At 64.2% G+C, this 23,719-nt stretch carries 20 protein-coding genes and 1 pseudogene; 6 read left to right on the forward strand and 15 right to left on the reverse strand.

Annotated features, from left to right (window positions below; genetic code table 11):
- On the reverse strand, positions 1-717 hold the full coding sequence (locus MMB92_RS17925; protein WP_124637148.1) for an SOS response-associated peptidase family protein: 717 nt from the start codon (positions 715-717) through the stop codon (positions 1-3).
- Positions 718-961: 244 nt separating this feature from the next.
- Between MMB92_RS17925 and MMB92_RS17930 the strand changes: the two genes are divergently transcribed.
- A complete protein-coding gene (locus MMB92_RS17930; protein ID WP_006496008.1) occupies positions 962-1,093 on the forward strand; it encodes a hypothetical protein in 132 nt (43 codons plus the stop codon).
- A gap of 460 nt (positions 1,094-1,553) precedes the next feature.
- Here MMB92_RS17930 and MMB92_RS17935 read toward each other — a convergent pair whose 3' ends face one another.
- The 4 genes and pseudogenes from MMB92_RS17935 to MMB92_RS17950 form a co-directional block, all read right to left on the reverse strand.
- A complete protein-coding gene (locus MMB92_RS17935) occupies positions 1,554-2,264 on the reverse strand; it encodes a hypothetical protein (RefSeq protein WP_277562834.1) in 711 nt (236 codons plus the stop codon).
- A 5-nt stretch (positions 2,265-2,269) separates the two neighbouring features.
- Positions 2,270-2,797, reverse strand: a complete 528-nt coding sequence (locus MMB92_RS17940) for a hypothetical protein (protein WP_277562835.1) — start codon at positions 2,795-2,797, stop codon at positions 2,270-2,272.
- The gene (locus MMB92_RS17945; RefSeq protein WP_277562836.1) at positions 2,772-3,518 is read right to left on the reverse strand and encodes a TIGR04255 family protein; all 747 of its coding nucleotides are present in this window, start codon (positions 3,516-3,518) and stop codon (positions 2,772-2,774) included. The genes MMB92_RS17940 and MMB92_RS17945 overlap by 26 nt, the downstream gene beginning before the upstream one ends.
- A 349-nt stretch (positions 3,519-3,867) precedes the next feature.
- Positions 3,868-4,007 (reverse strand): annotated as a pseudogene (locus tag MMB92_RS17950) (PAAR domain-containing protein); the annotation flags it as partial.
- A gap of 503 nt (positions 4,008-4,510) precedes the next feature.
- Between MMB92_RS17950 and MMB92_RS17955 the strand changes: the two are divergent.
- From MMB92_RS17955 to MMB92_RS17965, 3 genes are all read left to right on the forward strand, one after another.
- Positions 4,511-6,130, forward strand: a complete 1,620-nt coding sequence (locus MMB92_RS17955) for a TIGR04222 domain-containing membrane protein (RefSeq protein ID WP_277562837.1) — start codon at positions 4,511-4,513, stop codon at positions 6,128-6,130.
- Between the two features lie 239 nt (positions 6,131-6,369).
- On the forward strand, positions 6,370-8,289 hold the full coding sequence (locus tag MMB92_RS17960) for a tetratricopeptide repeat-containing glycosyltransferase family protein (RefSeq protein ID WP_277562838.1): 1,920 nt from the start codon (positions 6,370-6,372) through the stop codon (positions 8,287-8,289).
- Between the two features lie 66 nt (positions 8,290-8,355).
- A complete protein-coding gene (locus MMB92_RS17965; protein WP_058901993.1) occupies positions 8,356-9,108 on the forward strand; it encodes a WbqC family protein in 753 nt (250 codons plus the stop codon).
- 107 nt (positions 9,109-9,215) lie between these two features.
- Here the strand turns inward: MMB92_RS17965 and MMB92_RS17970 are convergent, their stop codons facing one another.
- From MMB92_RS17970 to MMB92_RS18005, 8 genes are all read right to left on the reverse strand, one after another.
- Positions 9,216-9,629 carry a hypothetical protein gene (locus MMB92_RS17970; protein ID WP_058901992.1) on the reverse strand — a complete coding sequence of 138 codons (414 nt, stop codon included), beginning with the start codon at positions 9,627-9,629 and terminating at the stop codon, positions 9,216-9,218.
- A gap of 494 nt (positions 9,630-10,123) precedes the next feature.
- The gene (locus MMB92_RS17975; RefSeq protein ID WP_077056039.1) at positions 10,124-10,945 is read right to left on the reverse strand and encodes a methyltransferase domain-containing protein; all 822 of its coding nucleotides are present in this window, start codon (positions 10,943-10,945) and stop codon (positions 10,124-10,126) included.
- Positions 10,946-11,048: 103 nt separating this feature from the next.
- Positions 11,049-11,513, reverse strand: a complete 465-nt coding sequence (locus MMB92_RS17980) for a GNAT family N-acetyltransferase (protein WP_077056040.1) — start codon at positions 11,511-11,513, stop codon at positions 11,049-11,051.
- Positions 11,510-12,658 carry a DegT/DnrJ/EryC1/StrS family aminotransferase gene (locus tag MMB92_RS17985; RefSeq protein WP_077021585.1) on the reverse strand — a complete coding sequence of 383 codons (1,149 nt, stop codon included), beginning with the start codon at positions 12,656-12,658 and terminating at the stop codon, positions 11,510-11,512. The genes MMB92_RS17980 and MMB92_RS17985 overlap by 4 nt, the downstream gene beginning before the upstream one ends.
- 24 nt (positions 12,659-12,682) lie before the next feature.
- Positions 12,683-15,025: a tetratricopeptide repeat protein gene (locus tag MMB92_RS17990; RefSeq protein ID WP_277562839.1), complete on the reverse strand. Its 2,343-nt coding sequence runs from the start codon at positions 15,023-15,025 to the stop codon at positions 12,683-12,685.
- Positions 15,026-15,282: 257 nt separating this feature from the next.
- The gene (locus MMB92_RS17995; protein WP_059721094.1) at positions 15,283-15,582 is read right to left on the reverse strand and encodes a flagellar protein FliT; all 300 of its coding nucleotides are present in this window, start codon (positions 15,580-15,582) and stop codon (positions 15,283-15,285) included.
- A 25-nt stretch (positions 15,583-15,607) separates the two neighbouring features.
- Positions 15,608-17,116, reverse strand: coding sequence for a flagellar filament capping protein FliD (gene fliD, locus MMB92_RS18000; RefSeq protein ID WP_006484094.1), 1,509 nt, complete (start codon positions 17,114-17,116; stop codon positions 15,608-15,610).
- Between the two features lie 132 nt (positions 17,117-17,248).
- Complete coding sequence (locus tag MMB92_RS18005) at positions 17,249-18,403, reverse strand: flagellin (RefSeq protein WP_059721093.1); 1,155 nt, start codon at positions 18,401-18,403, stop codon at positions 17,249-17,251.
- A 530-nt stretch (positions 18,404-18,933) separates the two neighbouring features.
- Here MMB92_RS18005 and rpsU point away from each other — a divergent pair.
- A complete protein-coding gene (gene rpsU / locus MMB92_RS18010; protein WP_006401410.1) occupies positions 18,934-19,146 on the forward strand; it encodes a 30S ribosomal protein S21 in 213 nt (70 codons plus the stop codon).
- Positions 19,147-19,312: 166 nt separating this feature from the next.
- On the opposite strand, the gene MMB92_RS18015 is transcribed toward rpsU, so the two are convergent.
- On the reverse strand, positions 19,313-21,436 hold the full coding sequence (locus tag MMB92_RS18015) for a TonB-dependent receptor (protein WP_060213053.1): 2,124 nt from the start codon (positions 21,434-21,436) through the stop codon (positions 19,313-19,315).
- A 229-nt stretch (positions 21,437-21,665) separates the two neighbouring features.
- On the opposite strand from MMB92_RS18015, the gene MMB92_RS18020 reads away from it, so the two are divergent.
- Complete coding sequence (locus MMB92_RS18020; RefSeq protein ID WP_034201876.1) at positions 21,666-22,901, forward strand: PepSY-associated TM helix domain-containing protein; 1,236 nt, start codon at positions 21,666-21,668, stop codon at positions 22,899-22,901.
- An 84-nt stretch (positions 22,902-22,985) separates the two neighbouring features.
- On the opposite strand, the gene MMB92_RS18025 is transcribed toward MMB92_RS18020, so the two are convergent.
- Positions 22,986-23,588 (reverse strand): DNA-3-methyladenine glycosylase I, encoded by a 603-nt coding sequence (locus tag MMB92_RS18025; protein WP_034201116.1) that lies wholly within the window; start codon positions 23,586-23,588, stop codon positions 22,986-22,988.
- Between the last annotated feature and the right edge of the window lie 131 nt (positions 23,589-23,719).

Here is a 23,719-nt window from a genome sequence, read left to right on the forward strand (position 1 = left end):
CTACTCCGCCGGCCGATCAGGTTCGGCGGTCATTTCGTCGGCCGGGTAGAGCTGCAGCATCGCGCGTGCTGCTTCGACGTTCGACGTCGTCAACCACTCGTCCCAATCGTCCGGCCGCAGGATCACGACCGAGCGCTTTTCGTCGAATGGCTTGTGCATGCGCGACATCAGCGGGTGGCCGTCGGCGTTGACCGTGATCATCGACATCACATGGCGTTCAGTGCCGTCCTGGTTCGTGAGCGTGCGCCAGATGCCGGCGACACACATCGTCGGGCGATCGACCACGCCGATCCGTTGCCACACGCACGGCCCGAGCACCCAGTCGCCGTTCGCTTCTTGGCGTGCATCCGGATACGACGGCTCGACGATGAAGCGCGCCGGAATCAAGCAACGCCTGCCCTTGCGCCACGCCGGGCCATAAAGCGGAGACTTCCCAAGGTTGTCGTCGCGAGCGTTCATCGTTCTCAGGATTTTCCGAACCGGGCGCCCCGCCTTCTTATCTTCCTCTTGCTTTGCTTTCTGGTCGGCGCGCGGCCAGAAGCCGAAGCCCGCGATCAGCGGCTTGAACACGCCGTCGACGTTGCCGACGATCGGCGCGTCGTAATCCTCATATATCTCGGGTTTCCACGGCGTCCACCGGTACAGATCGAAGAAGTTGTCGATCTTGAGTTCGTTGAGGCCCGGATCGTCGCCCGGCGCGTAGTAGTTCGTGCACATCCTGTCCCCTTTTTTGACTGGTGGCCCCGGTCTGTTTCACCGTATCCGGAATCGTTACCCTCAGCTACACTGTATAAATATACAGGTGTTTGTGATGGATACGGAACGATCAGGCCACGGCCTATTCACGCCGCAAGTGACGCGACCGTGCTGGACATGCGAGCACTGGAGCGGATACATCGCAGGCAGCGACAGGTCGGCCGTGTGCTTCCTACCTGGAGCGGAGCATGTCCGTGCGATCGCTGTGTCGGGCTGCGCCTTCTGGGTCCGCGCGACCGGGCTCGACGAACTGACCAACGCGCAATGCGACGCGTTCGTGCAGGACTACCAGCCGCAATTCCCGTACAAGAAGCGCCGGCGCGCGCCGCAAAAATGATGTGCGAGACGATCGCCGCCGCGCGCGGCATCACGGACCCGCAGCTCGACGTTTGACGAGCAGCCGACCAACAGCAAAAAGCCGCCGGGCACTTCGGTGCCGGCGGCTTTTTTTCGGCCATGGCCGTGCGCGATGTCGGCGGCCTCAGACGCCCTTGGAGCGGCCGGCCGCCGGATGGCGCCCCGCAGGTGCGCCAGCACGCGGCAAGCCTCTGGCGAGCCTGCTAACGCGTGCTGGATGCCGTCTCTGGGGGGCGGATCGATCCGGGATGAGGCCGACGCGGACCGAGCGCGCGCAGTTGTGACCCCGCCCCACCTGCCCGCAAAAACGAATGGTTTTTATGCGCTCATCCGCGGGCAGCTGAGCCCCGCCCACGGCGGGGCGCACGGCCATTGCCGGCTCGTTTTCATTGTGCGGTTTTATGCGCCGTGGTTATGCAAGCGTGCAGCTCGTGGCTTTATTAGCCTACGCCCAGCTGGGTGATGGCGATCGGTATTTTCCGGGGGCAGATTGTGCCCAGTGCCGTGTCCGCAGATGCAGCACCGGCTTGGACGGCGGCATGGTTCGCAGGGCGCTGATTTGGAGGGAGCAGTGCTGCGCCCACAGCCTCATACGGTCGTACTCGCAGCCCGCCGATATTTCTACGCACGGCATTGACGTGGTCATCGGTGGCTCCGCTACCTGCCAAAGCCTGACACACGGACTCGCCCCAAGCCACGTTATCCGGCAGGGCCGGCCAATTGTCGTAGTCGACGAGAGGGATTGAAGCGGCTCGAAAAACCTCCACGACGAAGGTCGTACAGGTCAAGCCATCACTGCCTCGGGGTGGTTGGTAAGAACCATTCGCGGAAAACGATCCTTTCGCCGCGATTGCGCCTAAACCGTAATTTATCTGCGGTTTTTTTTTCGACACGCCACGCACGACGGCAACCAGTTGCTTGGATGCGCTCGGCGGTAAGGCGACGGTCGCGCACGCCCAACAACCGCTCACCTCGCTCGGAATCGCGTCGACCTTGAACTGCTTGTGCCACGCCAAGTGCGTGACTTGGGCGCCGTCCTTCGGGGTATGAAACGCGATCCCGATATGCCCGGAGCCGTACCTGCCCCGAGTAAAAGCAATCGCGACTTGATCCCTTGTAAAGGTTGCAGCCTCTAAGTTCTCAAATGGCATGCGGATTAGATGTCGATCAGACCGTACAACGCATCTTCGGGTGGTACACCCGAATTCTCAAGTGCCATGCGAGCGGTTTGAAGTGCCGCATGCCAACCGGCAATCTCATCGCGCCATGGCGACGTTGCACGCAAAGCAACGGCGAGGTGTTCGCCTTGGACCGCCGCTGCTTCGATATGCTCGAATGAGACAACCGATGGGCCGAACGTATCAATCGCTTCGTACACCGCGCCGACAGTTTCCGACAGGTCATCGACATCGACCGAAGCACTCGGGTCAAAGACGAGACGTTGCCACTTCTGAGTCGCGGAGAGGCGAGCGGGAACCTCAACGACCTCCGCCACGATTGATTCGTCGAGCGAGTCCGACGTTCCTTGTTCGAAGGTCACCATCCAATCGATACGGTAGTCCAGACCTAATGGCGCCGTAACGAACTGTCGCAGCGACATGTTCGGACTGTAGAGATTGTCGGTATGCCGCGAACGTACATACTGAATCGGCTGGCGGTCACTTAAGTTGCGGGCCAAGAGCATCGTGCAGCCTCCCCGTGATGCAGCGCCGGAACAAGGCGCCTGCGTTGTTATGTAGTTTCTCTAGCGTTTCGCGAATCACCGAGGAGTCGCGTACCATTTCGGTGCAAACCGCGTCTTCTGTAAAAAAGTCGGCATCGATCAAAAACGCGCGACGCTGACGATCAAGCGACCAGAGCATCGAACTTTGGAGCAGCAGCATACAGTCTTCCAGCCGCAGTATTGACTGGGACATCATGTTGCTGACATCACTATCCTCGGGTGTGAAATCATCAGCCAATGCATTGGGGGCGAGCGGTCCCAGCAAGAATGGCTTCACCAGCTCATGCCACGCAACGCCGTCGAGCTTCAGACTTTCCCTTTCGATCACATCCTTGTAACGCAGTCCGAGTCGCTTCGGAACGGCGTCGGGGTAGCACTTTGCCAGGATCTCGACTATCTCGAGGAGGCGCGGAAGAAAGTCTTCCCAACTCTCATAACTCGAGGTCGTCAGCGCCAAAAAGTCCGAGCACAGCGTCACCCGCGTGGAGTTGTCAGCAGACGTGAAATGGTAGAGCTTCGATGGCTGCGAAGGCAACGCCGGCATGTTCACCGGACCGGATGCATGCAGCGTCAATGTGAGCGCCTGCTCGATGCTTCGCACCGGGTACGAGCTGTTGGACAGGGCATTTTGAAATCCAACCGGCTCATGAGACTCCAAGTCGGTGAGGCGATCGAATCTCAACTGGCATACAACCTCCGCGAGGGGGTTGTTGGCATACCGAACCCTATCGGATCGAGCTATTTTCATTCTTGAATATGCGAAACCAAGGGGCGGGAAGGTGCGCGGACCGTGATCGTTTCCGCATACAGCAACTAAATTTCCGAAAAATGTAGCACAAGTTCACGGTTTTTTTGGTGCGATATCGGGCGGTTCTTCCCTCCATTTCACTGGATTGCGGTCGATTTTGGGCAAATGAAGCCTGACAGTGTGCTTAACATGGACTAATTCTCGAAAAAGTCCGTAAGTGGACTTGCCGGGAGCCGCCCGCCCTATCTAGTAAGCAGTTACGGGATGTTTGAGTAGACGGCTAGACGCCACTGCATTTCGGGCACGACACCATGTCGCCTTCGAGGGCGAGCGGCTTCCGAAAATGATGTTGGTTGATGTGCACGCGAGCACGCGGCCGCCATGGTCGGTGGTGTCGCCATCGCGGATGAATGCCGAACTCATGCCAAATCCTCATAGAAATCCGTGGGGAATGTAGCCGCACCGTGAGGCGCAACTAGTTGACGGGCGACCGGCTGAATATGTAACGGCAGAGAGGGGGGGAGGAATTGAACTGTTTCACCGAGCTTGGCGCGAACTACAGTGAAATTACAGTTTGGACGAGCTTGGACAGCCCTGATTGACCTTGATTCGCCTTGGTTTTGCAGATTGCGAGTCATGCAAGGCATTGATTTATAAGGGAATGTGGTGCGCTGGTAAAACTCCGAAGGCAGGGGTTGCTGGTTCGATCCCAGCCGGGCGCGCCAAATAGCCTGATTCCAGGCGTTGAATTTCCCGATCCGTTTTCCTGAAGTCGTCCAGGCGTAACGTCACCGCACGGCGTCGCATCGTCATCGGCCGGGCCGTTCTCACGCTATTCCGCCGCCTTTCCGGTGTGCGAGAATCGCCCACAACGACCACTCCAAGCGTCGATCGCGGCGGCCGTCCGCGCATCGCGCCGACTCCCGATGGCTGCCATTCCGTCTACCTCGACCGCAGTCGCTGCATGCCCGCTGACCGATGCGCAGCAGGCGCTGCTCGCGCGTCTGCACGCGTATTCCCCCGACGATCCCGACGCGCCGCTGCCGTACAGCCGGCGCCTCGCCGACGCCGAAGGCTGGTCGCACGACCACGCGCTGGCCGTGATCGACGAATACAAGCGCTTCGCGTTTCTCGCACAGGTGGCCGGGCATCCGGTCACGCCGTCGGTCGCGGTCGATGCCGCGTGGCATTTCCATCTGCAATACACGCTCGAATACTGGGACGTGTTCTGCGCCGGCGTGCTGCGCGCGCGGCTGCACCACATGCCCGGCACCGGCGCGCCGGACGAGGCCGCCGTGTACGCGCAGCGCTATCGCGACACGCTCGTCAGCTATCGCCGGCTGTTCGGCTGCGAGCCGCCGGCATCGATCTGGCCGCGTCCCGTCGACCGGGCAGTCGAGCGAGAAGCGGGGGTCGAGGCGCAGCAGCCCGAGCGCATGGCCGCCGTGGCGCCGCGCGGTGCGTGGCGCGACCGTCTGCCGAAACTCGTGTGGCCGGCGGCCGCCGCCAGTGTCGCCGCGACCTGCGCATCGGCGCAGGATCTCGACGTGCTCGACTACACCGGGCCGCAGTTTCTCGCGTTTTACGTCCCGGCCTGCGTTGTCGCGTTGTCGTTGATCGTCGCGTTGCATGCCATCGAATTTCGCATCCGGCGCTGGGGCCGGCGCACGCGCAAGGCTTCGTCCGGGCTGAGCGCCGACGAAGTCGCCTATCTCACCGGCGGCGAAGCACGGGTCGCGCAGGTCGTGACGATGTCGCTCGCGCATGCGGGCGCGGTCGATCTGTGGAGCGTTCACCTGCAAGGCAGCTACGTGAAGATCGCGGATCTGGAACGCGCGGGTCGGTACGACGACTACTGCGCGTGGCTCAACGAGCAACCGTCCGGCACCGTGCGCTACGGCGCGTTTCGCGAGCGGCTCGCGAGGTATGCGCAGGAGGTCGTCGACGGGATGCGTGCGCAGGGCTGGTTCTGGGCGCCCGGCGAGTTGCGCGCGTCCCGGACGGCCGCGCGCGCGATCGCGCTGCTCGTGTTCGGCACGGGCGCCGCGAAGCTTGCGGTCGGTTTGAGCCGCGGGCGGCCCGTGCTGCTGCTGTGCATCTGCATGGCGGTGTTCGCGATCGCGTACCGGATCGTCGCTGGAAGGCTGACCGGCTTCCGGCGCGGCGGCCCAACGGCGGCCGGGCGCGCCGCGTTGCTCGAGCGCAGGAACGCGCACGATCCGCGGGCTGCGCGCGACGCGCGGCACGTACGCAGCGCGCAGGGAGCGTCCGGGATACGCGACGCCGAACGTGACGATCCGGGCCCGTTGCTGTGGACCGCAGCGCTGTTTGGCGCAGGCGCGCTGGCCGGTACCGTATGGTCGGCGTATGCAGGCCCGGTGCTGGCCGCGTCGCGGATGCCGTCGGTCGCCGCGGCGAAAGCGGGCGGTGGCACTTCGTTCGACTCGTCCGACGGCGGCGGCGCGTCGTCGAGCTGCAGTTCGTCGAGTTCGTGCAGTTCCAGCTCGTGCAGTTCGAGCAGTTGTGGCGGGTGTTCGTCGAGCTGAGCGGCCGGCCGGTGTCGTTCAGCGAGGCCCCGCCACGCACGGGGTGACGGGGCCATCGCCCGAACAACCGCATGGAATGGGCTCAGATCGTCGCATCGCGTGCGTGCATGCTTCGGTAACCTGTCAATCGACGCTCTCCGTGCCGAAACGGTCGCCCGGGCGCGACACGCGTCGCGCATGCCGGGCTGCCGCCGTGGCGGCCGGACGCGATGACTGTCCGCCGCTTTGCCCAGCCCTCCATGACGACGCCAGCTTCCGACGTTTCCGCGTGCGTTCGACACGCCGCGACCTTGTGCCAGAACGGACAGTTTGCCGACGCACTGTCGCTTGTCGCGCCGCAGCTCGACGCGCCAGCGGTGGACGTCGCGGCGCTGCACGTCGCGGCCGTCTGCGCGCTCGGCCTGAACCATCTGGCGGACGCAGAAGCCTCGTGGCGGCGCGCGATCGATGCGATGCCGGCGTTCGAGCCCCCCTACGACGGCCTTCACGCGCTGCTGATGTCGCAGGGTCGCTTGCCCGACGCCGAAGTGATCCTGCGCCGGCAGCTTGCCTGCGTCGCGCCGTTGCGCGCGTCGCACCATCACCGGCTCGGCAAGGTACTCGAAGCGCTCGGCCGGCTCGACGAAGCCGAGCAGGCGTTCGGGCAGGCCCTGTCGATCGAGCCGCGGTCGCCCGACGTGCTGACCGATTTCGGCAACCTGCTTCGCGTCCTTGCCCGGTCGGCGGAGGCGGAACTCGCGTACCGGCTCGCGATCGCGGTTCGCGCCGACCACGTACTCGCGCACGCGAATCTCGGCGCGATCCTCGTCGACATGCGGCGGTTGCCGGAAGCGGAGGCGGCGAGCCGGCAGACCATCGCATTGTGTCCCGATCATCCGGAAGCGCATTACAACCTCGGCGTCGCGCTGCAGAACCTCGATCGCTTGCCCGAAGCGGAAGCGGCCTATCGCGACGCGATCCGCTGCCGGCCCGGCCTGCCGCAGGCGCACAATAATCTCGGCTGCGTCCTGCGTGCGCAGGGCCGCCACGACGAAGCGGCCGTCGCGTTCACCGACGCGCTGGCACTCGCGCCGCAGATGGCCGAGGTGCACTACAACCTCGGCACGACGTTCGCGCATGCGGGCCGCCTCGACGAAGCCGAGCGCGCATACCGCCGTGCGCTCGAACTGCGTGCCGATTATGACGACGCGCGCTTCGGGCTGGCGACGCTGCTGCTCGGCGTCGGTCGGTTCGAGGAAGGCTGGCGCCGCTACGAATCGCGCTATGAGCAGTCGACGTTCGTGCACCGCCGGACCCGCGAGGTACTGCGGTGCGCGCAGTGGCAAGGCGAGCCGCTGGCCGGCAAGACGCTGCTCGTGTGGCAGGAGGATGGCCTCGGCGACATGCTGCAGTTCAGCCGCTATTTCGCGGAATTTCGCGCACGGCAGGCGGCGCGGGTGGTGTTTGCGTGCCAGCCGGCGTTGCATCGGCTGATGGAGACGGTCGACGGCGTCGACGCGGTGGTCGATCACGAGACGGCTACCGCGCAGGCCGCGCAATTCGATTACTGGACGAGTCTGTTGAGCGCGCCGATGCACGCGGGCACGACACTCGAGACGATCCCGCCGCCGGTGCGGTTCGTACCCGATCCGGCGCGTGTCGCGCACTGGGGCGCGCGCCTCGATGCGTTGCCGCCCGGCCCGCGTGTAGGCCTCGTGTGGAAAGGCAATCCGAAGCACCACAACGACGCGCACCGTTCGCTGCCGTCACTGGCATTACTGACGCCGCTGTGGAGCGTGCCGGGCGTGAATTTCGTGAGTCTGCAGAAAGGGCAGGGCGAGGACGAAGCGCGCCAGCCGCCGGGCGGGCTGCCGTTGCTGCACCTGGGCTCGGAACTCGACGATTTCGCCGATACGGCCGCGATCGTCGCGCAACTCGATCTCGTGGTGTGCGTCGACACGTCGACCGCGCATCTGGCCGCATCGCTCGGCAAGCCCTGCTGGGTGCTGCTGCCGAATCAGGACGTGGACTGGCGATGGATGCACGACCGTGAGGATTCGCCCTGGTATCCGGGCACGGTGCGGTTGTTCCGGCGCGGGCGCGGCGAAGCCTGGATCAGAGTGATCGAGCGTATGCGGCTGGCGTGCGCGGCGCATTTCAGAGAATGCGTCGATGCGTAGCCTGTCTGGCATGCCGCGCCGCTCGCCATCCATTTTTTGTGCTGCTTGTCCGTCAGGGGTGAGGCGATGAAAGTCGCGATCATGCAACCGTATTTCCTGCCGTATATCGGCTACTTTCAACTGATCGAAGCGGTTGACCGGTTTGTCGTATACGACAACATCAAGTACACGAAGAAGGGTTGGTTCAACCGGAACCGCTTCCTGCTCAACGGCAGTGATGCGCTGTTCAGTATTCCGCTGAAACGAGATGCCGATTCGCTCGATGTTCGTGATCGAGAGGTGTCGTCCGATTACGATCCCGTGAAACTTGCCGCCCAGTTGAAGGGAGCCTATGTTCGTGCGCCGTTCTTTGAGCAGGGATTCAACCTCGTGAGCGCCGTGATCGACGCAGATGAGCCGAACCTGTTCCGGTTCATCAAGCGATCGATTGATGTCGTCGTGGATCGGCTCGGCATCGACACGCGTATCGATGTGTCGTCGTCGATCGACGTTGATCCGTCATTGAAGGGGCAGAGTCGCGTACTCGCGATCTGCGAGTCGCTGGGGGCGACGACGTATGTCAATGCGATCGGCGGTGTTGATTTGTACTCGCACGAAGACTTTGCGGCGCGCGGCATCGATCTGCGGTTTCTCCGGTCGAAGCCGATCGAATACGTTCAATTCGGGGCGCCGTTCGTTCCCTGGCTGTCGATCGTGGACCTGCTGATGTTCAACTCCGTTGCGGAAGTAAGGGACATGCTGACGGAATACGATTTGATTCAGGCAGTCCCTGCGGACGGGGTCGCGATGCCCGATACGGTGCAGCAGGTATCGGGGTGACCGGTCACGGCCGTGTCCTGTCGGGGACGCGGCCGTTCGAGCTGCTGGCCTTGCTTGTGCAGGTAGGGCGATACGCACGCGCGCTGCGTGCACCGTGCAAATTGCGCTTAGTTTACCGGCTGAATCAGCAGCGTCGCCTGTCCGACGTTGTCGCCACAGTAGTCATCGCTGACGTAGGCGAAAACATCGTTGAGGTCGCTGGTCATCAGGATGACGGAGGGTTTGGCCGTGATTGCGGTACCCCATCGGATGCTTCCGTAGCCGTAGCCGCCTTGCATCATCACGGTATCGATGTTGCAGCCATTATCGAGTGAGCCGCCACCGCAACTCATCGTGTTCGACACAAGAGAGACGGCGTATTGGCCCCTTGCGAGCCTGAATTTTGCCGACGTGCCGCCGGAGACGGTGCCGACGAAGCTGGAAAGGCAATTGGCTTTTGCATCGATCACGACGCTGGTGGCTGCGCTGCACGTCAAGGAAACCATGGCCGCGAGCGCGGCGGCGATCAGTTTGGTACGCATCAGTCGAGTTCTCTCAATATTCAATTAGTTGGTATGTGCCTGGCGTTACCAAGCGTGCACCGGAAAACCGGTTTCTCTTGCCTGGATTGCACTTCGTGGCGAAGCGCGATAGGAGAAGGGGAATCCGGTGGTATGCGTCGCACCCGATGCTTGATTGACGCGGGATACAGTTGCCTCGCTCCGGCAGCGATTCAGGCCCGTGGCGTAAGTGTCGGCGAAATGCACAAACGTCGATTCCTGTCGGAATGGCATTTGTTGCATGGCGCCATGCTTACTTTTGCTATAACGTCAGGTCTGTCCCGGAATTTAGGTTTTGCCCGTCATTGCGCGGATAAACCGGGGAGCGTCGGTCCCCATTCGACGTCGACTGCGTTACCTGCTTCGGAAACGGCATTCGACTCGCGGCCACGCATTGCCGGCCGGTATGCGCGGGCCGTCCTGTCAGCTCACGTGAAGGACGGGGCATCGATGCATTTCGTCACATGCAGGCGGATCTAGAATCCCTTCCAGTAGTCGACGAATCCTTCTTTGTAGTGGAACCACGTGGTCTGGAGTTCGCGATTGATGGATGCGACCGTTTCGCCGATATGTGCGCACTTGTCGCGAAGCAGCACCCAGCACTTCGCCTGCGGACAGTAGAGCGATGCCCGATAGCCCCATTGCTCCATCAGGATGGTCATGCTTCGATTGGTATGAAAGGCGGTATGGACGGGGGGGCGCAAGTAGAACCATTCCGGGTCGTTCGGCACGCGTTCACAGACAACCGTGTGGATGACCAATGCACCGTCGTGATCGACCATGTCATGCACGAAATCGAGATCGCTGCGGCGCAGGACGTGCTCGAACATCGCCGAATTGATCACGGTCTTGTAGCGACCAAGGTTGGATGGATCGATATATCTCCCCGAGCCGTCGTTTTTCACGTAGAGATCGAAGATCGGCAGTTCAAGATCGTAGTACTTCGCCAGGACATGACTCAACGTACCGTACCCGGCAGCATAGTCGACCATGTTGTCCAGGCGAATCACACCATTCTTTCCGAGCAGGGCGAGCATCATGGCCTGTTCGGCGTACGGCGGCTGGTTGCCCTTCGTTTCGTTGGCGGGATTCTCGATGTAGTGATGAAACTGCCGATTCAGTTCACTCCATTTCTCCACCGGTAGCGATTGATGTGTGCCGGACCAGACGAAGCCGCACTGCCGACATTTGTAATAGTCGACCTTGCCGATCGAACTCATGAAGTCGGAAAAAGGTCGCTCGGTATAGGTCTTCGAGAAATAGTAGTCGCCGTCGGCGTCGCAAATCATGCACTTCATTTTGTCGCGCTCTCTTTCTGCTGAGTGATGCGATAGGCGGCCGCGTGGTCGCGGAGCCGTGTTCAGTGACACCGGGCTTCGAACGTACCGGGTTTGAGCGATGTCACAACGTGCGTTCGAGCACGATGGCGTCCGATCGCGCATCGATCGGTTTGAAGCCCATCCGCGCGTAAAAGTCGCGGGCGCCGGGATTGTCCGGATGCACCTCGAGGCGGCATCGCAGGAAACCTCGTGCATGGGCCAGCTCGAAGGTTCTGGTGAGCAGGCGTTCGCCAAGACCGGTCCGCCGATGCGTCGGCGCTACCAGGATCAGCGTTACGTACAGTATTCGCGTCGCGTAGTCGTTACAGTAGAAAGCGACGAAACCGTGACAGATGCCGTCCACTGCTTCGGCGACGAACTCGGCGCGCGCCTCCAGCTTGTCGAGATAAGCGGGTAGCGTGGTACGGATGAAGTCCGCGTTTCGCACCTGTTCCTGCTCGATCAGGTCGCGAATCGCGCTGAATGCGATGGCGCTGGGGGGGCATGAGGACGACCGCGGCAGGTCACTGGTTGCCGGCGGCGTCACGCGCGCCCCTTGATGATCTTCACGATTCGTTCGACGTCTTCGTCGCGCAGTGCTGGATAGATCGGAAGGCACAGCACGCGCTCGGACGCGTGTGCGGCGGCTGGCAGCAGCGACTTGTGCGCCGACGGCAGCCCGCGATACATCGGAAATTCCGAGATGAGCGGGTAGAAGTAACGGCGCACATAAATTTCGTGTGCGCGTAACTTGCTGTAGAGCGCGTCGCGGCTGACCGGATATTCGTCGTCGACGAGAATCGGAAAGTACGAGTAGTTGTGTCGTACGCCGTCGCCGTGCTCGAGGCATCGCAGTCCACGCAACCCGCTCAGCTGCTCGCGATACAGGGCATCGATATGGGCACGGCGCGCGATTGCCGCATCGACATGCTGAAGCTGCAGCAATCCGAACGCCGCGTTGATCTCGCTCATCTTGCCGTTGATGCCGGGCGCAACGACCGTGACTTCGTCGACGAACCCGAAATTCTTCAGGTGATCGATGCGTTGCTTCGTTTTCGCATCGGGACAGATGATCGCGCCGCCTTCAAAGGTATTGAATACCTTGGTCGCGTGAAAACTCAGTATTGACAGGTCGCCGTGCCGCAACAGACTGCCCGTCGGCGTGTGAACGCCGAACGCGTGTGCTGCGTCATAAATGACACGCAGGTTGTAGTTGTCCGCGATTTTTTGGATCGCCTCGACGTCGCACGGTCGGCCATAGCAGTGCACCGGCATGATCGCGCTTGTCTGCGGCGTGATGGCGGCTTCGATCTTCGCAGGGTCCAGATTCAGCGAATCGGGGTCCACGTCGACGAATACGGGCTTGATGCCGTTCCACAGCAGCGAGTGCGCCGTCGCGACGAACGAGTATGGCGTCGTGATCACTTCGCCGGTGATTCGAAGCGCCTGCAGCGCGGTGACGAGTGCGAGCGTACCGTTCGCGAAAAGCGACAGGTGAGGCACGTCGAGGTAGTCGCATAGTGCGCGCTCGAATTGCTGGTGAAACGGGCCGCCGTTGGTGAGGACCCGGCTGTCCCAGATCTGCTGGAGGTACGGTATGAATTCGTCGAGTGGCGGCAAGTACGGCTGCGTGACGTAGATGCTGTCGCGAGGCAGTTGTGCGACGGACGACGCAGGCAGGCTGGCAGTCATGGTGGTCCCTCTGTTGCGTGGAGGTCAGGCCTCGGTCGTGGCCCGTGCGATCGCCGTATCGTCGAAAAGCGGCGTGTCGAATGCGATCGCGGACTCGCCCGCGCACCAGCGTGCCCACATCGTGCGCAGCGCCGACGACAGTCCGGCCGCGACGATCTCCGGGCGGAATGCGGCCGACTCGGCACAGCGCGCGCGCAGGCCGGTGCGAAGCGCCTGAAGCGACGCAGTGTCTTTGCCGAGAGCGAGTGCTTTGGCGACGAACTCGTCCTCGTTTTTCGCTATGTATGTGTCGAGCCCTACGTGCATCAACCAGTTCGCACTGCCCCGGCCGGCCAGCGTCACGCCAGCGATGGTCAGTGTTGGCACGCCCATCCATAGGGCATTTAGCGTCGTGGTTGAACCTGTGTAAGGAAACGTGTCCAGACAGAGGTCGACGCCATGATGCTGTTGCAGGTAGACAGGAATGTTCGAACGCCGGTGGAACGACAGACGGCCGGCGTCGATGCCGGCCGCGGCAAACCATTCGGTCAGCACCCGCTGGTCCCCTTCGTTGCCGATTGCGCCGAGCGCCATGCGCGCGGTCGGATCCGCATGCAGCACGCGCGCCCAGACGCCGATGACGTGGGGGCTGAGTTTGTTCAGGCGGTTGAAGCTGCCGTACGTCGTATAGCCATTCCGTAGCGCGGGCAAGACGTTGACGGGTGGGCAATTGGGCGGCGGCATGAACGACGAGATGGCCGGCAGCCGCACGATCTGCTCGACGAACTGATCGTCGAATTCGCCGTGCGGCGCGACAAAGCGATCCGCAATGAAGTAGTCCATCGCGGCAAGCCCCGTCGTGGCCGGATAGCCGATCCACGACGCCTGCACGGGCGCCGCACGCTGCGCCAGCGCGACCAGCCGGTTACGACCGGTGTGCCCCGACAGGTCGATCACGATGTCGATGCGATCGTTGCGCACACGCTCGAGGAAGGCCGTGTCGCTCATGCCGGCGACGGTGCGCCACGTCGTGGCGTGGGCCTTGAAACGCTCGGACACGTGATCTTCCTCGAAGTGATTGTGATAGAAGTGCATCGCAATGCCGGGATCGGCGGCGAGATGCTCGATCACGGGCACCGCGTAGGACGCGACCGCGTGGCTGAACAGGTCGCCCGACACGAAGCCGACCTGCAGCTTGCGCGCCGGGTCCCGCGAGTTCGAGAACACGGCCGCGCGCTTGCGCTTGTGATTGCCGTAGCGCTCGCCGAACTTGCGGTGTTCCGCGACGAGCGCCCGCGGATCGAAGTCGCTGCTGTGCGTGATACAGAACAGCATGCTGCTGTGGGTGACGCTGTCGGTCGGATTGATTTCGATCGAGCGCCTCAGCCAGCCTATCGCTTCCTGCGTTGCGCCCTGCTCGAGCAGCACGAAGCCGAGGGTGCCGCACGGTGCAGCGGCGCCGGGCGCAAGCTCGACCGCACGTCGGCAGGCCGCGATCGCTTCATCCATGCGGCGCAGCGCGAACAGCACGAGACCGCGAATCCGGAAGGCCTCCGGATGATCGGGCTGAAGCTGGATCAGGCGCGTGCACTGCTCGTCGGCTTCCTCGAGACGGTTCATCACCCGCAGCGTATCGGCGAGCAGCATGCGCACGAGTAATTCGTCCGGCAGCAATTCGATCGTGCGAAAGCCGGCCTCGATCATCTCCGCGAAGCGGCCTTCCCGGTGAAGCGATGCGGACAGCGCGCGCCAGCATGCGCCGTCTTGCGGGTAGTCGGCGACCAGTTGCCGCGCAAGCGCGGTGGCTTCCGCGTGCTTGTTCTTGTCGAACAGCGCCGCGTGCTTTTGCAGCAGCGTCTGATTGGGACGCCGGACCGGCTTGCCGGAGTCGCTCCTCCCTGCGTGGCCGGTCGCGGTTTCCAGGACGATCGCCGCGTCGATGCCGCTCGGGGCAACCGCGGCAGTCGCGAGCACGACCTCGGGCGACGCCAGTTGCGCGATCAGCCCGTCGAGCGCCGGGCCGTGCACGCCGCGCTGCTGCGCGATTTCGACGGCGATCCACGCGGCGGCCGTTTGCCCGGTGCGATGCAGCGCATGAATGTAGCTGACCCAGTAGTAGCCGTTGTCCGGGTTCGCGCCGATGGCGGCTTCGAAATGCGGCACCGCATCAGCCGCCTGGCCCGTATCGACCATCAGCACCGCGAGGTTGTAATGCGCATCGCCATGCGCGGGCACCGCGTCGAGGATGGCCTCGTACAGCGCCCGGGCGTCGTCGAACGCACCGCTGCGCTGGCGCTCGAGCGCGTTCTCCATGACGAGCGCGATGTCCTGCGCAAGCTGCTGTTCGGGCGTGAGCGCGGCGGTGGCGGGCAGTTCGGTCGAGAACATGATGAAATCTGCGGAAAGTCGGTCGATACCATTATGGGTAGCGGGCCGTCGCGCCGATGCCGCGAGGTGACGTGAAAAGCCCGGTCAGTTTGGTCGATTGACCGGTCGGCCGACGGAGGGGCGGTGCGGCTGGCGACACCCCAAAAAAAACGCCCGCACGAGGCGGGCGGGGAGGCGAACGAGCACGCCCTCACATCAGCGTGTAGTTCTTGTTGTCGGGTTGGCGGCGCGCATTGCCGCGCGCGGCCGGATGCGGATCAGCGGTTCGCGATGCTCTGGTACTGGCCGACGGCCTGCACGCGGCTCATTGCCGCCTGGTATTCGTCGGTCAGCTCCTGCTGCGCGCGTTGCGCGTCGGCGAAGATACGGTCGTTGCTGGCCTGCATGCGGCGGATCGCCGCGATGCCGACGGGCGGCTGGTCGGTCGAGAGCAGTGCGACGAGCGACCAGCGCGCATCGACCAGGCGTACGGCCTCGGCCCAGTCGGCCATCGCGGCCGCATGTTCGATCCCGTCGGTGAGCGCATCGATCTGCGCAATCAGTTCGGTCTGTTCCATCGGTGCTCTCCGGTCCGGCCAGCGATCAGCCCTTGTTGTTCGACATCGCGCCGGCGCTGTTCGCGCCGCCGAACAACTGGGTCAGGTATTGCGAGTTGCTGTTCATCGTCGCCATCAGCGTGTTGAGCGCGGTGAACTGCGCCTGGTACTGGCTCGTCAGCTGGGCTGCGTAGTTGGACAGCGTCGTCTGCTGCTGCGCGACGTTTTTCAGATCGTTGCTGAGCGCGGTCGTGCGCGCGGCGATCAGTCCGTTCGTCTTCGTGTAGTTCGTGATGTTCGTCGTCAACTGCTCGCCGATCCCGTTCTTCGAGTTGAACAGGGACGCGACGCCCGTCGGGTTGTTCTGCAGTGCGCCGTTGAGCGCCGTGCTGTCGACCTTCAGCGTGCCGTCGGCCTGCAGCGTGACGCCGATCGACGCGAGGTTGACCGTCGAGCCGTTGCTGTTCACGCCGCTCGCGACGATCGATGCGAGTGCGTTCTTGATCGTGTTCAGCGTCGAGTCGCCGAGCAGCGGGCCTTGCGACGACGCTCCCGACGTGAAGCTCGACAGCGAGCCCATCGTCGTGACCAGCGTGTTGTAGAGCGTCGCGAAGTTGTTGATCGCGGCGGCCTGGGATTTCGTGTCGGTCGCGACCGTCAACGTTTGCGGCTGCGTGGCGCCGACGGCGGCGCTGGTCAGGTTCAGCGTGACGCCGGTGATCGCGCTCGTCACGGTGTTGCTCGCGCTGGTGCCGGCGATTCCGTTGATCGTGAACGCGGCGTCCTGCGCGGCGGTGCTCTGCTTCCACGCGGCGCTGCCGTTCGCGGACGTGATCGTCGACTGGCCGCCCGTCGTGCTGGGCGTCGACGTGACGCCGAGGCTGGACAGGCCGTTGTCGCCGGCGACGTTGCTGAGCGCGACGCCGATCGTGTTCGCCGCGCCGGTCGGCGTCGAGCTGAGCACGAGGTGCGCGCCGTCGCTGCCGTTGACGACCGATGCGACGATGCCCGGGTTGCCGGTCGCGGTATTGATCGCGGCGGCGATGCCGGACAGCGTGTTGTTGGTGCCGTTCACGTCGACGGTGAACGACTGGCTGCCGAGCGACAGCGTCATCGTGCCGGTGCCGAGCGCGGTCGACGCGCCGAACGCGGCCGACGACAGCGACTGCGACGTCGCGATCTGCGTGACGCCGACCGAATAGCTGCCGGCTACTGCGCCGGCACCCGCGGTCGCGGTGAGGCCGGTGCCGCTCGCGGTCGCGGTGAAGGTGTTCTGCAGCGAGCCGTTCGACAGCGTGGTGAGGCTGGCCTGCAGTGCGCTCAGCGCGGCCGACAGCGCGCCGTACGCGGAAATCTGGGTGTTGTCGCTGCTTTGCTGCGCGTTGAGCGCGGCGGCCTGGCCGGCGGTTTTCGCATTGACGAGTGCCGTCACGAGCGAGTTGACGTCCATCGACGAGTTGCCGGTCGAACCGCTGATGATCGATTGGGCGGCTTGCTGCAGCGCGCTGTTGGCCGAGTTGTTGGCGGCGGTGACGGCGGGATTGATCGTCGACATCGTGTTGCTCCGTGCGGCGGGTGATCCGGGAAGTTCTGGATGAAGACCTGGCGGCGGAGCAACGCCCCGCGCGCCAAGTGACTGCGGCCGGGCCGCGCGTTACGCGGGGCCCGGCCGTCGGTTGCTACGCGATTACTGCAGGAGCTTCAGGACCTGCTGCGGCAGCGAGTTCGCCTGTGCGAGCACCGAGATGCCTGCTTGCTGCAGCACTTGGTTCTTCGACATGTTCGCGGTTTCCTGCGCGAAGTTCGCGTCGGTGATCTGCGACTGTGCCGACGACAGGTCGGTCGATTCTGCCTGCTGCGCCGTGGCGATTGCCGTGAAGCGGTTTTGTGCCGCGCCGAGTGCCGCCTGCACGTTGTTCACCGTCTGCAGCGCGTTGTCGATCGACACCATCGCGACGTTCGCCCCGCTGACCGTGCTGATGTCGAGGTTCGACACGGTAGCCGGCTTGTTGACGGCGTTGATCTGAGCGATTGCGTTGGTGATTGCGGTCTGTTGTGCCGCGGACGTACCTGCGCCGGTTGCGCCCGACTGCAGCGTCAGGTTGCCGACTGCCGTGCCGGTGCCGGTGGTTGCGTTTGCGCCGAACACGGACTGGGCAACGGTTTGCGAGATGGCGCCGCCGTTCTGGTCGGTGAACGTGTAGCCACCCTTACCGTCGGACAGCACGTTGATCGCGGTGATCGTTGCGCCCGAACCGGTGTACGCGCCGTTGTTGTCGAGCGACAGACCCGTCACCGTACCGACCGTCTGGCCCTTCTGCACCAGGCCGCCGCCGATCTTCGCGGCCGACATGCTTTGGCTCAGGTCCAGCGAAATCGTCTGGCCGACGTTCGCGCCGACCTGGAACGACACGATGCCTGCCGAGCCGTCGAGAATGTTCGTGCCGTTGTACGTCGTTTGCGACGCGATACGGTTCACTTCCTGGATCTGCTGCGAAACTTCCTGCTGCAGTGCGGCCTGGTCGGTCGTGGACATCGTGCCCGTCGACGCCTGGACGGCCAGCTGGCGGATACGCTGCAGGCTGTTCGTCAGCGACGACAGTGCGCTCGATGCCGTTTGAATCATCGACACGCCGTCGTTGGCGTTCGACACGCCCTGGTTCAGACCGTTGATCTGGGTCTGCATCCGGGTCGAGATCGCGAGGCCTGCTGCGTCGTCCGCTGCGCTGTTGATGCGCTTGCCCGACGACAGGCGCGTGATGGCCTGGGACAGGGCGTTTTGCGAGCCGTTGAGGTTCTGCTGTGCAACCAGCGAGTTGATGTTGCTGTTAATTCCGAGCATGGAAAAATCTCCTGTATAAGCCGAAAGCCCTGGAAAGCCGTTTTGGCGTCGGCGGAAGCACTCGTTCATTGCTGGCCGCCTCAGAGCAGGATTTCGGCGCACCAAAACAAAACTTGAGGGGCACGTGGAGATTCGGCCCGATTTTTTATCCTTCTTTGTCATTTCGGACCGGCCCGGCACGGCGCCGGATTAAACGGGGGCAGAAACCGGCCCGATGCGGCTCCGGCACTCAGTCGTGACGCTGTGCACACACGACCGACAAAAGGGTGGTTTTGTCTGTGATTCCCTGCTATGATGGCGGGCTGAATTGAGATTTTCTGTCACGCCTTTGCCGGTTTCGGCATGTCTGCTGGCAGTCAAACGCGGCGCTGCACGCGGTTGTGAAGCGTACTCGCGGTGCTTTCCGCCTCTCTTTTCCGGCCTCCGAGGCCGTATTTCCGCTCGTTTCGCCTGTTGTGGGGACGCTCGGATGGCCGGTGCGTGGCGCTTGGCCGCTACGTTTTTGACCGTTTAAGCAATTTAGGAACGACATGACGACGATTCTTCTGAAAGAAAACGAGCCGTTCGAAGTGGCGATTCGCCGCTTTCGTCGCGCTATCGAAAAAAATGGCCTGATCGCTGAACTGCGTGAGCGCCAGTCTTACGAAAAGCCGACCGCAGTCCGCAAGCGCAAGAAGGCAGCAGCCGTCAAGCGCCTGCACAAGCGCCTGCGCAGCCAGATGCTGCCGAAGAAGCTTCACTAAGCGCGTCTGACGGTTCGCCGCGAAACGGCGGAGTGTGCCTCGAAAGAGGCCGCTCCGCCGTTTTGCTTTGGCGGGCCGGGAAAATCCCGAGGCCATTGCGGCGCGGGTGTTCCCGCCAGCTGGCGAGACCCGGCGGCCAGCGGGTTGCGGCCGCCGGCCGCGGCGTTCAGAAATCGATCTTCGCGCTCAGGCTCACCGTGCGCGGGTCGCCCGGCTTCACGTAGTCCGCGTACTGGTATTCCCAGTAACGGCGGTTCAACACGTTGTCGATCGATGCGCGCAGCGTCACGTCGTGCCGTCCGACTCGCGTCAGGTAACGCGCGCCCGCGTTGACGACGAGAAAGCCCGGTGCGTCGAGGCCGCCGGCCGCGCGCAGCGGCGTCGCGCCGGTGAATTTCGCGTCGACGCCGAGCGTCAGCCCCGGCACGCCCGGCACCGCATAGCCGAGGTCGCCGGCGAGCACGAAGCGCGGCGCGCCGGCCACGCGGTTGCCGTGGTTGCCGATCCCGTTCGCGTACCACGCGTCGAGCAGCATCGCGTCGACGCCCGCGTTCCAGTGCGCGCCGAATTTCGCGCGCGCGCCGACCTCGATCCCCTGAATGATCGATTCGCCATCCTGCACGTAGACGTTCGCTGCGTTCGCGTATTCGGCGCTGCGCTCGATGCGGAACAGCGCGGCCGTCGCGCTCCAGCGCGCGCGCTCGCTCTTGATCCCCAGCTCGTACTGCTTGCTGCGCAGCGGCTTGAGCACCTGGCCCGCGTTCGCGTAGACATCGTTCACGCGGCTGCCGGGCTCGAGCGACTCGGCGTAGCTCGCGTACGCGGTGGTCGTCGGCGCGAGCTTGAACATCACCGCGAAGGTCGGCGTCACCACGCCGTTCTGGCGATAGCCGGGGTCCTCGGCGCCGCTCGCCTGGAACGCGCGCTGCGCGTAGTTCATGTAGCGCACGCCGGCCAGCACCGACCAGCGCTCGGTCAACTGCACGGTGTCGCTCGCGAACAGCGATTTCTGCACGATCTCGCTCGTGCGGTACTGGATGAAGCCGTGCGGACTCTCGTAGCGGTACGGATTCGGCGCATAGAGGTTGCCGGCGCCGAGCGGCACGAACACGCTGTTCGCCGAATAGTCGTTCGCCTGCTTCTGCCACGACGCGCCGAGCACGATCTGGTGGCTGAACGGGCCCGTGCGCACCTTCCCCTCGACCATCGCGCGCCACTGGCTGAAGCGGTGATCCTCCATGCCGACGTAGCGGCTGTCGGTGTAGTTGCCGGCCGCGTCCTGCAGGTAGAGCGTGCTTTCGTTACGCCGGCGCGTCGCCTTGCTGTAGCTGTACGCGACGTCGAGCTGCCAGTCGGGCGCGAGCTGGTATTGCAGCCCGGCCGTATAGAGCTGCAGGTTCGTGTTCAGGTACTGGTCCTTGCCGCCCAGGTTCGTCGATCCGCCGCTGATCGTCGCGGGTAGCGCGCCGCCCGGATAGCTGCCGGTGAAGATCGACGGCGTCTGGCCGGTCGTGCGGCGGTCCTGGTACAGCGCGCCGAACGACACGGACAGATCGCGCGTCAGGTTCGCCTGCAGCGCGAGCGACACGCTGTCGCGGCGGATGTTGCCGTCGTTGTACGTCTTGCCTTCCTCGTGCGTCGCATTCAGCCGCGCGCCGAACATGTGGTCGGGACCGAAGCGCTGGCCGAGATCGACATGCTCGGTCCACACGTTGGTGCTCCGGTAGCCGATGTCGACGCTGCGCACCGGTTCGGCGCCCGGCTGCTTCGTCACGTAGTTGACGACGCCGCCCGGCGTCACGAAGCCGTACAGGAAGCCGCCGAGCCCCTTCAGCAGTTCGACGCGATCGAGCTGCTCGTACGGCATCGTGATGCCGTACGTGACGAACGGCAGTCCGTCGATCTTGTAGCCGTTCTGCCAGTCGAGCTGCATGCCGCGCACCGTCATGTAGCTGGCCCAGGCGCTGTAGGCGCCGCTGTTGTCCGACACCGACGCATCGTTCGCGAAGACGTCGCCGAGCTTGTACGGCTGGCGGGCCTCGAGCTCTTCCGACGTGACGATGGTCGTCGAGAACGGCGTGTCGAGCTGGCGGCGGGTGCCGAGCGCACCCGTCGAGATCGTGTCGGTCAAGTGTTGCGGCGAATCATGCGCGGCCGTGATGTTGAGGGCGGGCAGTACCGCGGCGTCGCCGGGCGAATCGTCCGCATGCGCGAGCGACGCGGCAAGGCAGGCGAGGGCGGCGGCCACGCGGCGTGGACGGACAGGCGGGCGGGCGAGGCAGACGGTCATGGCGAGCGGGTAAAAATGCGAGTAAGAATCATTCGCATTGAGTTAAAATGTCGCGCATCGTATCAAAACCCGCCAACCGCGCAACAATTCCATGCCGCGTACAAGGGCATCCGGCCTCGCCGGGCCCGACCGGATGACCGTTGCGCGGCGCTCGACATCAAATGAACTGCATCCCGTCGAATCGGGGCCGCCGCTCGTGCCGGCCCGCCTTCCTTTCGCTGCGCACGCGATGAATGCGTTCCTGCGACCGTTTCTCGTGCGCCTGCACCGCTGGTTCGGGCTCGCCATCGCGCTGTTCCTGTTCGTCGCGGGGCTCACCGGCGCATTGATTGCGTGGGACCATGAGCTCGACGCGGCGCTGAACCCGGATTTCTACACCGCGCGCAGCGGCGCGGCGCCGCTGGCGCCGCTCGAACTCGCGGCGCGCATCGAGGCCGCCGATCCGCGCGTGCAGGTGACCTATCTGCCGCTCGCGATCGAACCGGGACACACGCTGCAGGCGGGCGTGATGCCGCGTACCGATCCGGCGACCGGCCAGCCGTACGCACTCGGTTTCAGCCAGATCGCCGTCGATCCCGCGACCGGCGCGGTGCAGGGCCGCCGCGAATGGGGCGCGCCGTCGCTCGCGCGGCTCGACCTGATGCCGTTCATCTACCGGCTGCATTACTCGCTGTTCCTGCCCGTGTACGGCGGGGTCAACTTCGGGTTCTGGGTGATGGGCGTCGTCGGCATCGTGTGGGCGATCGACAGCCTGATCGCGCTGGTGCTGGCGTTTCCGAACCTGAAAAGCTGGCGCAAGTCGTTCGCGTTCCGCGTGCGGCGCGGCGGCTACCCGCTCGTGTTCGACCTGCACCGCTCGGGCGGCGTGTGGGTGTGGGGGCTGTTGCTCGTCGTTGCGATCACATCGATCTCGATGAACCTCGCCGTTCCGGTCGTGCGCCCGCTGGTCTCGCTGGTGTCGCCGCTTGCCGAAACGCCGTATACGAATCCGGAGCATTTCCCGCCGGCCCCGCCGGGCAGCCAGATCCTGCCGCGCGAGCGGATCGTCGAGATCGCGCGCTCGGCCGGCCGCGACGCAGGGATCGCCGCGCCGCCGGGCGCGCTGCTGTTCGCGCCGGGGATGAACGCGTATGCGGTCGGGTTCTTCACGCCGGGCAACGACCATGGCGACGTCGGACTCGGCAATGCGTGGCTGTACTGGAATGCGGTGACCGGCAAGCCCGTCGCGGCTCAGGTGCCGGGCCGCGGTTCGGCCGGCGACCTGTTCATGCAGGCGCAGTTTCCGCTGCACTCGGGGCGAATCGCCGGTGTCGCCGGACGTGTCGCCGTGAGCGTGCTCGGCATCGTGATCGCGATGCTGAGCGTGACGGGCGTGTGCATCTGGGTGAAGAAGCGCGGCGCACGCGGGCGGGCTGCGCGGAGCGCGCGACCGGCCGTGCCGGCATCGTCGCGCGCCGCGCGATAAGGACCGCGGGGCAAGCAGCAGGCGGACGGCGCAACCGCCGCCGGGCAGCGGCGCGGCACCCGCGCCGGGTGTGCGCCCGCGCCGTCAGCCCGCCTTGCGCCGGCGGGCCGGCTGCTTGCCGCCGAGCGCCGCGCATCGCGCGTGGCACGGGCAGCCGGCTTCGTGATCGTTGACCATGCCGGTTGCCTGCATCAGCGCATAGCAGATCGTCGAGCCGACGAACTTGCAGCCGTACGCCTTCAGCGCCTTGCTGAGCGCGTCGGACTGCTCGGTCGAGGCGGGCGCGTCGCGGTACGACTGCCACGCGTTCTGGACCGGCGTGTCGCCGACGAACGACCACAGGAACGCGGCGAGCGACCCGTGCTCTTCGCGGATGCGCTGCACGGCGCGCGCGTTGGTCACCGCCGATTCGACCTTCGCACGGTTGCGCACGATGCCCGGGTTCTCCAGCAATTTCTCGATGCGCGTGGGCGTGAAGCGCGCGACGGCATCGACGTCGAAATCGGCGAACGCTTCGCGATAGCCCGCGCGCTTGTTCAGGATCGTCGACCACGACAGCCCGGCCTGCGCGCCTTCCAGAATCAGCATTTCGAACAGGTGGCGATCGTCGTGCGACGGCACGCCCCACTCGGTATCGTGATAGTGAGCGTCCGCTTCCGTCTTCACCCAGTTGCACCGCTGCGACATCGTCTGCCTCGTTTTCAGTGTCGATTCGATCGCGCCAGCATAGCGGAAGCCCTTTTGGCGGGATAGCCGGCCGAACGGCAGATGGGCGCGCGGCGCCGATCCGGTTAAGCTTGGCGCCTGTTCGAATCAGC

It is taken from the genome of Burkholderia sp. IO2 (genome assembly GCF_029522185.1).
Lineage (GTDB): Bacteria > Pseudomonadota > Gammaproteobacteria > Burkholderiales > Burkholderiaceae > Burkholderia > Burkholderia cenocepacia.

Excerpts from the sequence above, each read along its gene's own strand:
- MMB92_RS18015 (WP_060213053.1), bottom strand. The coding sequence starts at position 21,436 with ATGACCGTCTGCCTCGCCCGCCCGCCTGTCCGTCCACGCCGCGTGGCC.
- MMB92_RS17985 (WP_077021585.1), bottom strand. The coding sequence starts at position 12,658 with ATGACTGCCAGCCTGCCTGCGTCGTCCGTCGCACAACTGCCTCGCGAC.
- MMB92_RS18025 (WP_034201116.1), bottom strand. The coding sequence starts at position 23,588 with ATGTCGCAGCGGTGCAACTGGGTGAAGACGGAAGCGGACGCTCACTAT.
- rpsU (WP_006401410.1), top strand. The coding sequence starts at position 18,934 with ATGACGACGATTCTTCTGAAAGAAAACGAGCCGTTCGAAGTGGCGATT.
- MMB92_RS17970 (WP_058901992.1), bottom strand. The coding sequence starts at position 9,629 with ATGCGTACCAAACTGATCGCCGCCGCGCTCGCGGCCATGGTTTCCTTG.
- fliD (WP_006484094.1), bottom strand. The coding sequence starts at position 17,116 with ATGTCGACGATCAATCCCGCCGTCACCGCCGCCAACAACTCGGCCAAC.
- MMB92_RS17955 (WP_277562837.1), top strand. The coding sequence starts at position 4,511 with ATGGCTGCCATTCCGTCTACCTCGACCGCAGTCGCTGCATGCCCGCTG.
- MMB92_RS17935 (WP_277562834.1), bottom strand. The coding sequence starts at position 2,264 with ATGCCATTTGAGAACTTAGAGGCTGCAACCTTTACAAGGGATCAAGTC.
- MMB92_RS17960 (WP_277562838.1), top strand. The coding sequence starts at position 6,370 with ATGACGACGCCAGCTTCCGACGTTTCCGCGTGCGTTCGACACGCCGCG.
- MMB92_RS17940 (WP_277562835.1), bottom strand. The coding sequence starts at position 2,797 with ATGCTCTTGGCCCGCAACTTAAGTGACCGCCAGCCGATTCAGTATGTA.
- MMB92_RS18020 (WP_034201876.1), top strand. The coding sequence starts at position 21,666 with ATGAATGCGTTCCTGCGACCGTTTCTCGTGCGCCTGCACCGCTGGTTC.
- MMB92_RS17990 (WP_277562839.1), bottom strand. The coding sequence starts at position 15,025 with ATGTTCTCGACCGAACTGCCCGCCACCGCCGCGCTCACGCCCGAACAG.
- MMB92_RS17925 (WP_124637148.1), bottom strand. The coding sequence starts at position 717 with ATGTGCACGAACTACTACGCGCCGGGCGACGATCCGGGCCTCAACGAA.
- MMB92_RS17995 (WP_059721094.1), bottom strand. The coding sequence starts at position 15,582 with ATGGAACAGACCGAACTGATTGCGCAGATCGATGCGCTCACCGACGGG.
- MMB92_RS17975 (WP_077056039.1), bottom strand. The coding sequence starts at position 10,945 with ATGAAGTGCATGATTTGCGACGCCGACGGCGACTACTATTTCTCGAAG.
- MMB92_RS18005 (WP_059721093.1), bottom strand. The coding sequence starts at position 18,403 with ATGCTCGGAATTAACAGCAACATCAACTCGCTGGTTGCACAGCAGAAC.
- MMB92_RS17965 (WP_058901993.1), top strand. The coding sequence starts at position 8,356 with ATGAAAGTCGCGATCATGCAACCGTATTTCCTGCCGTATATCGGCTAC.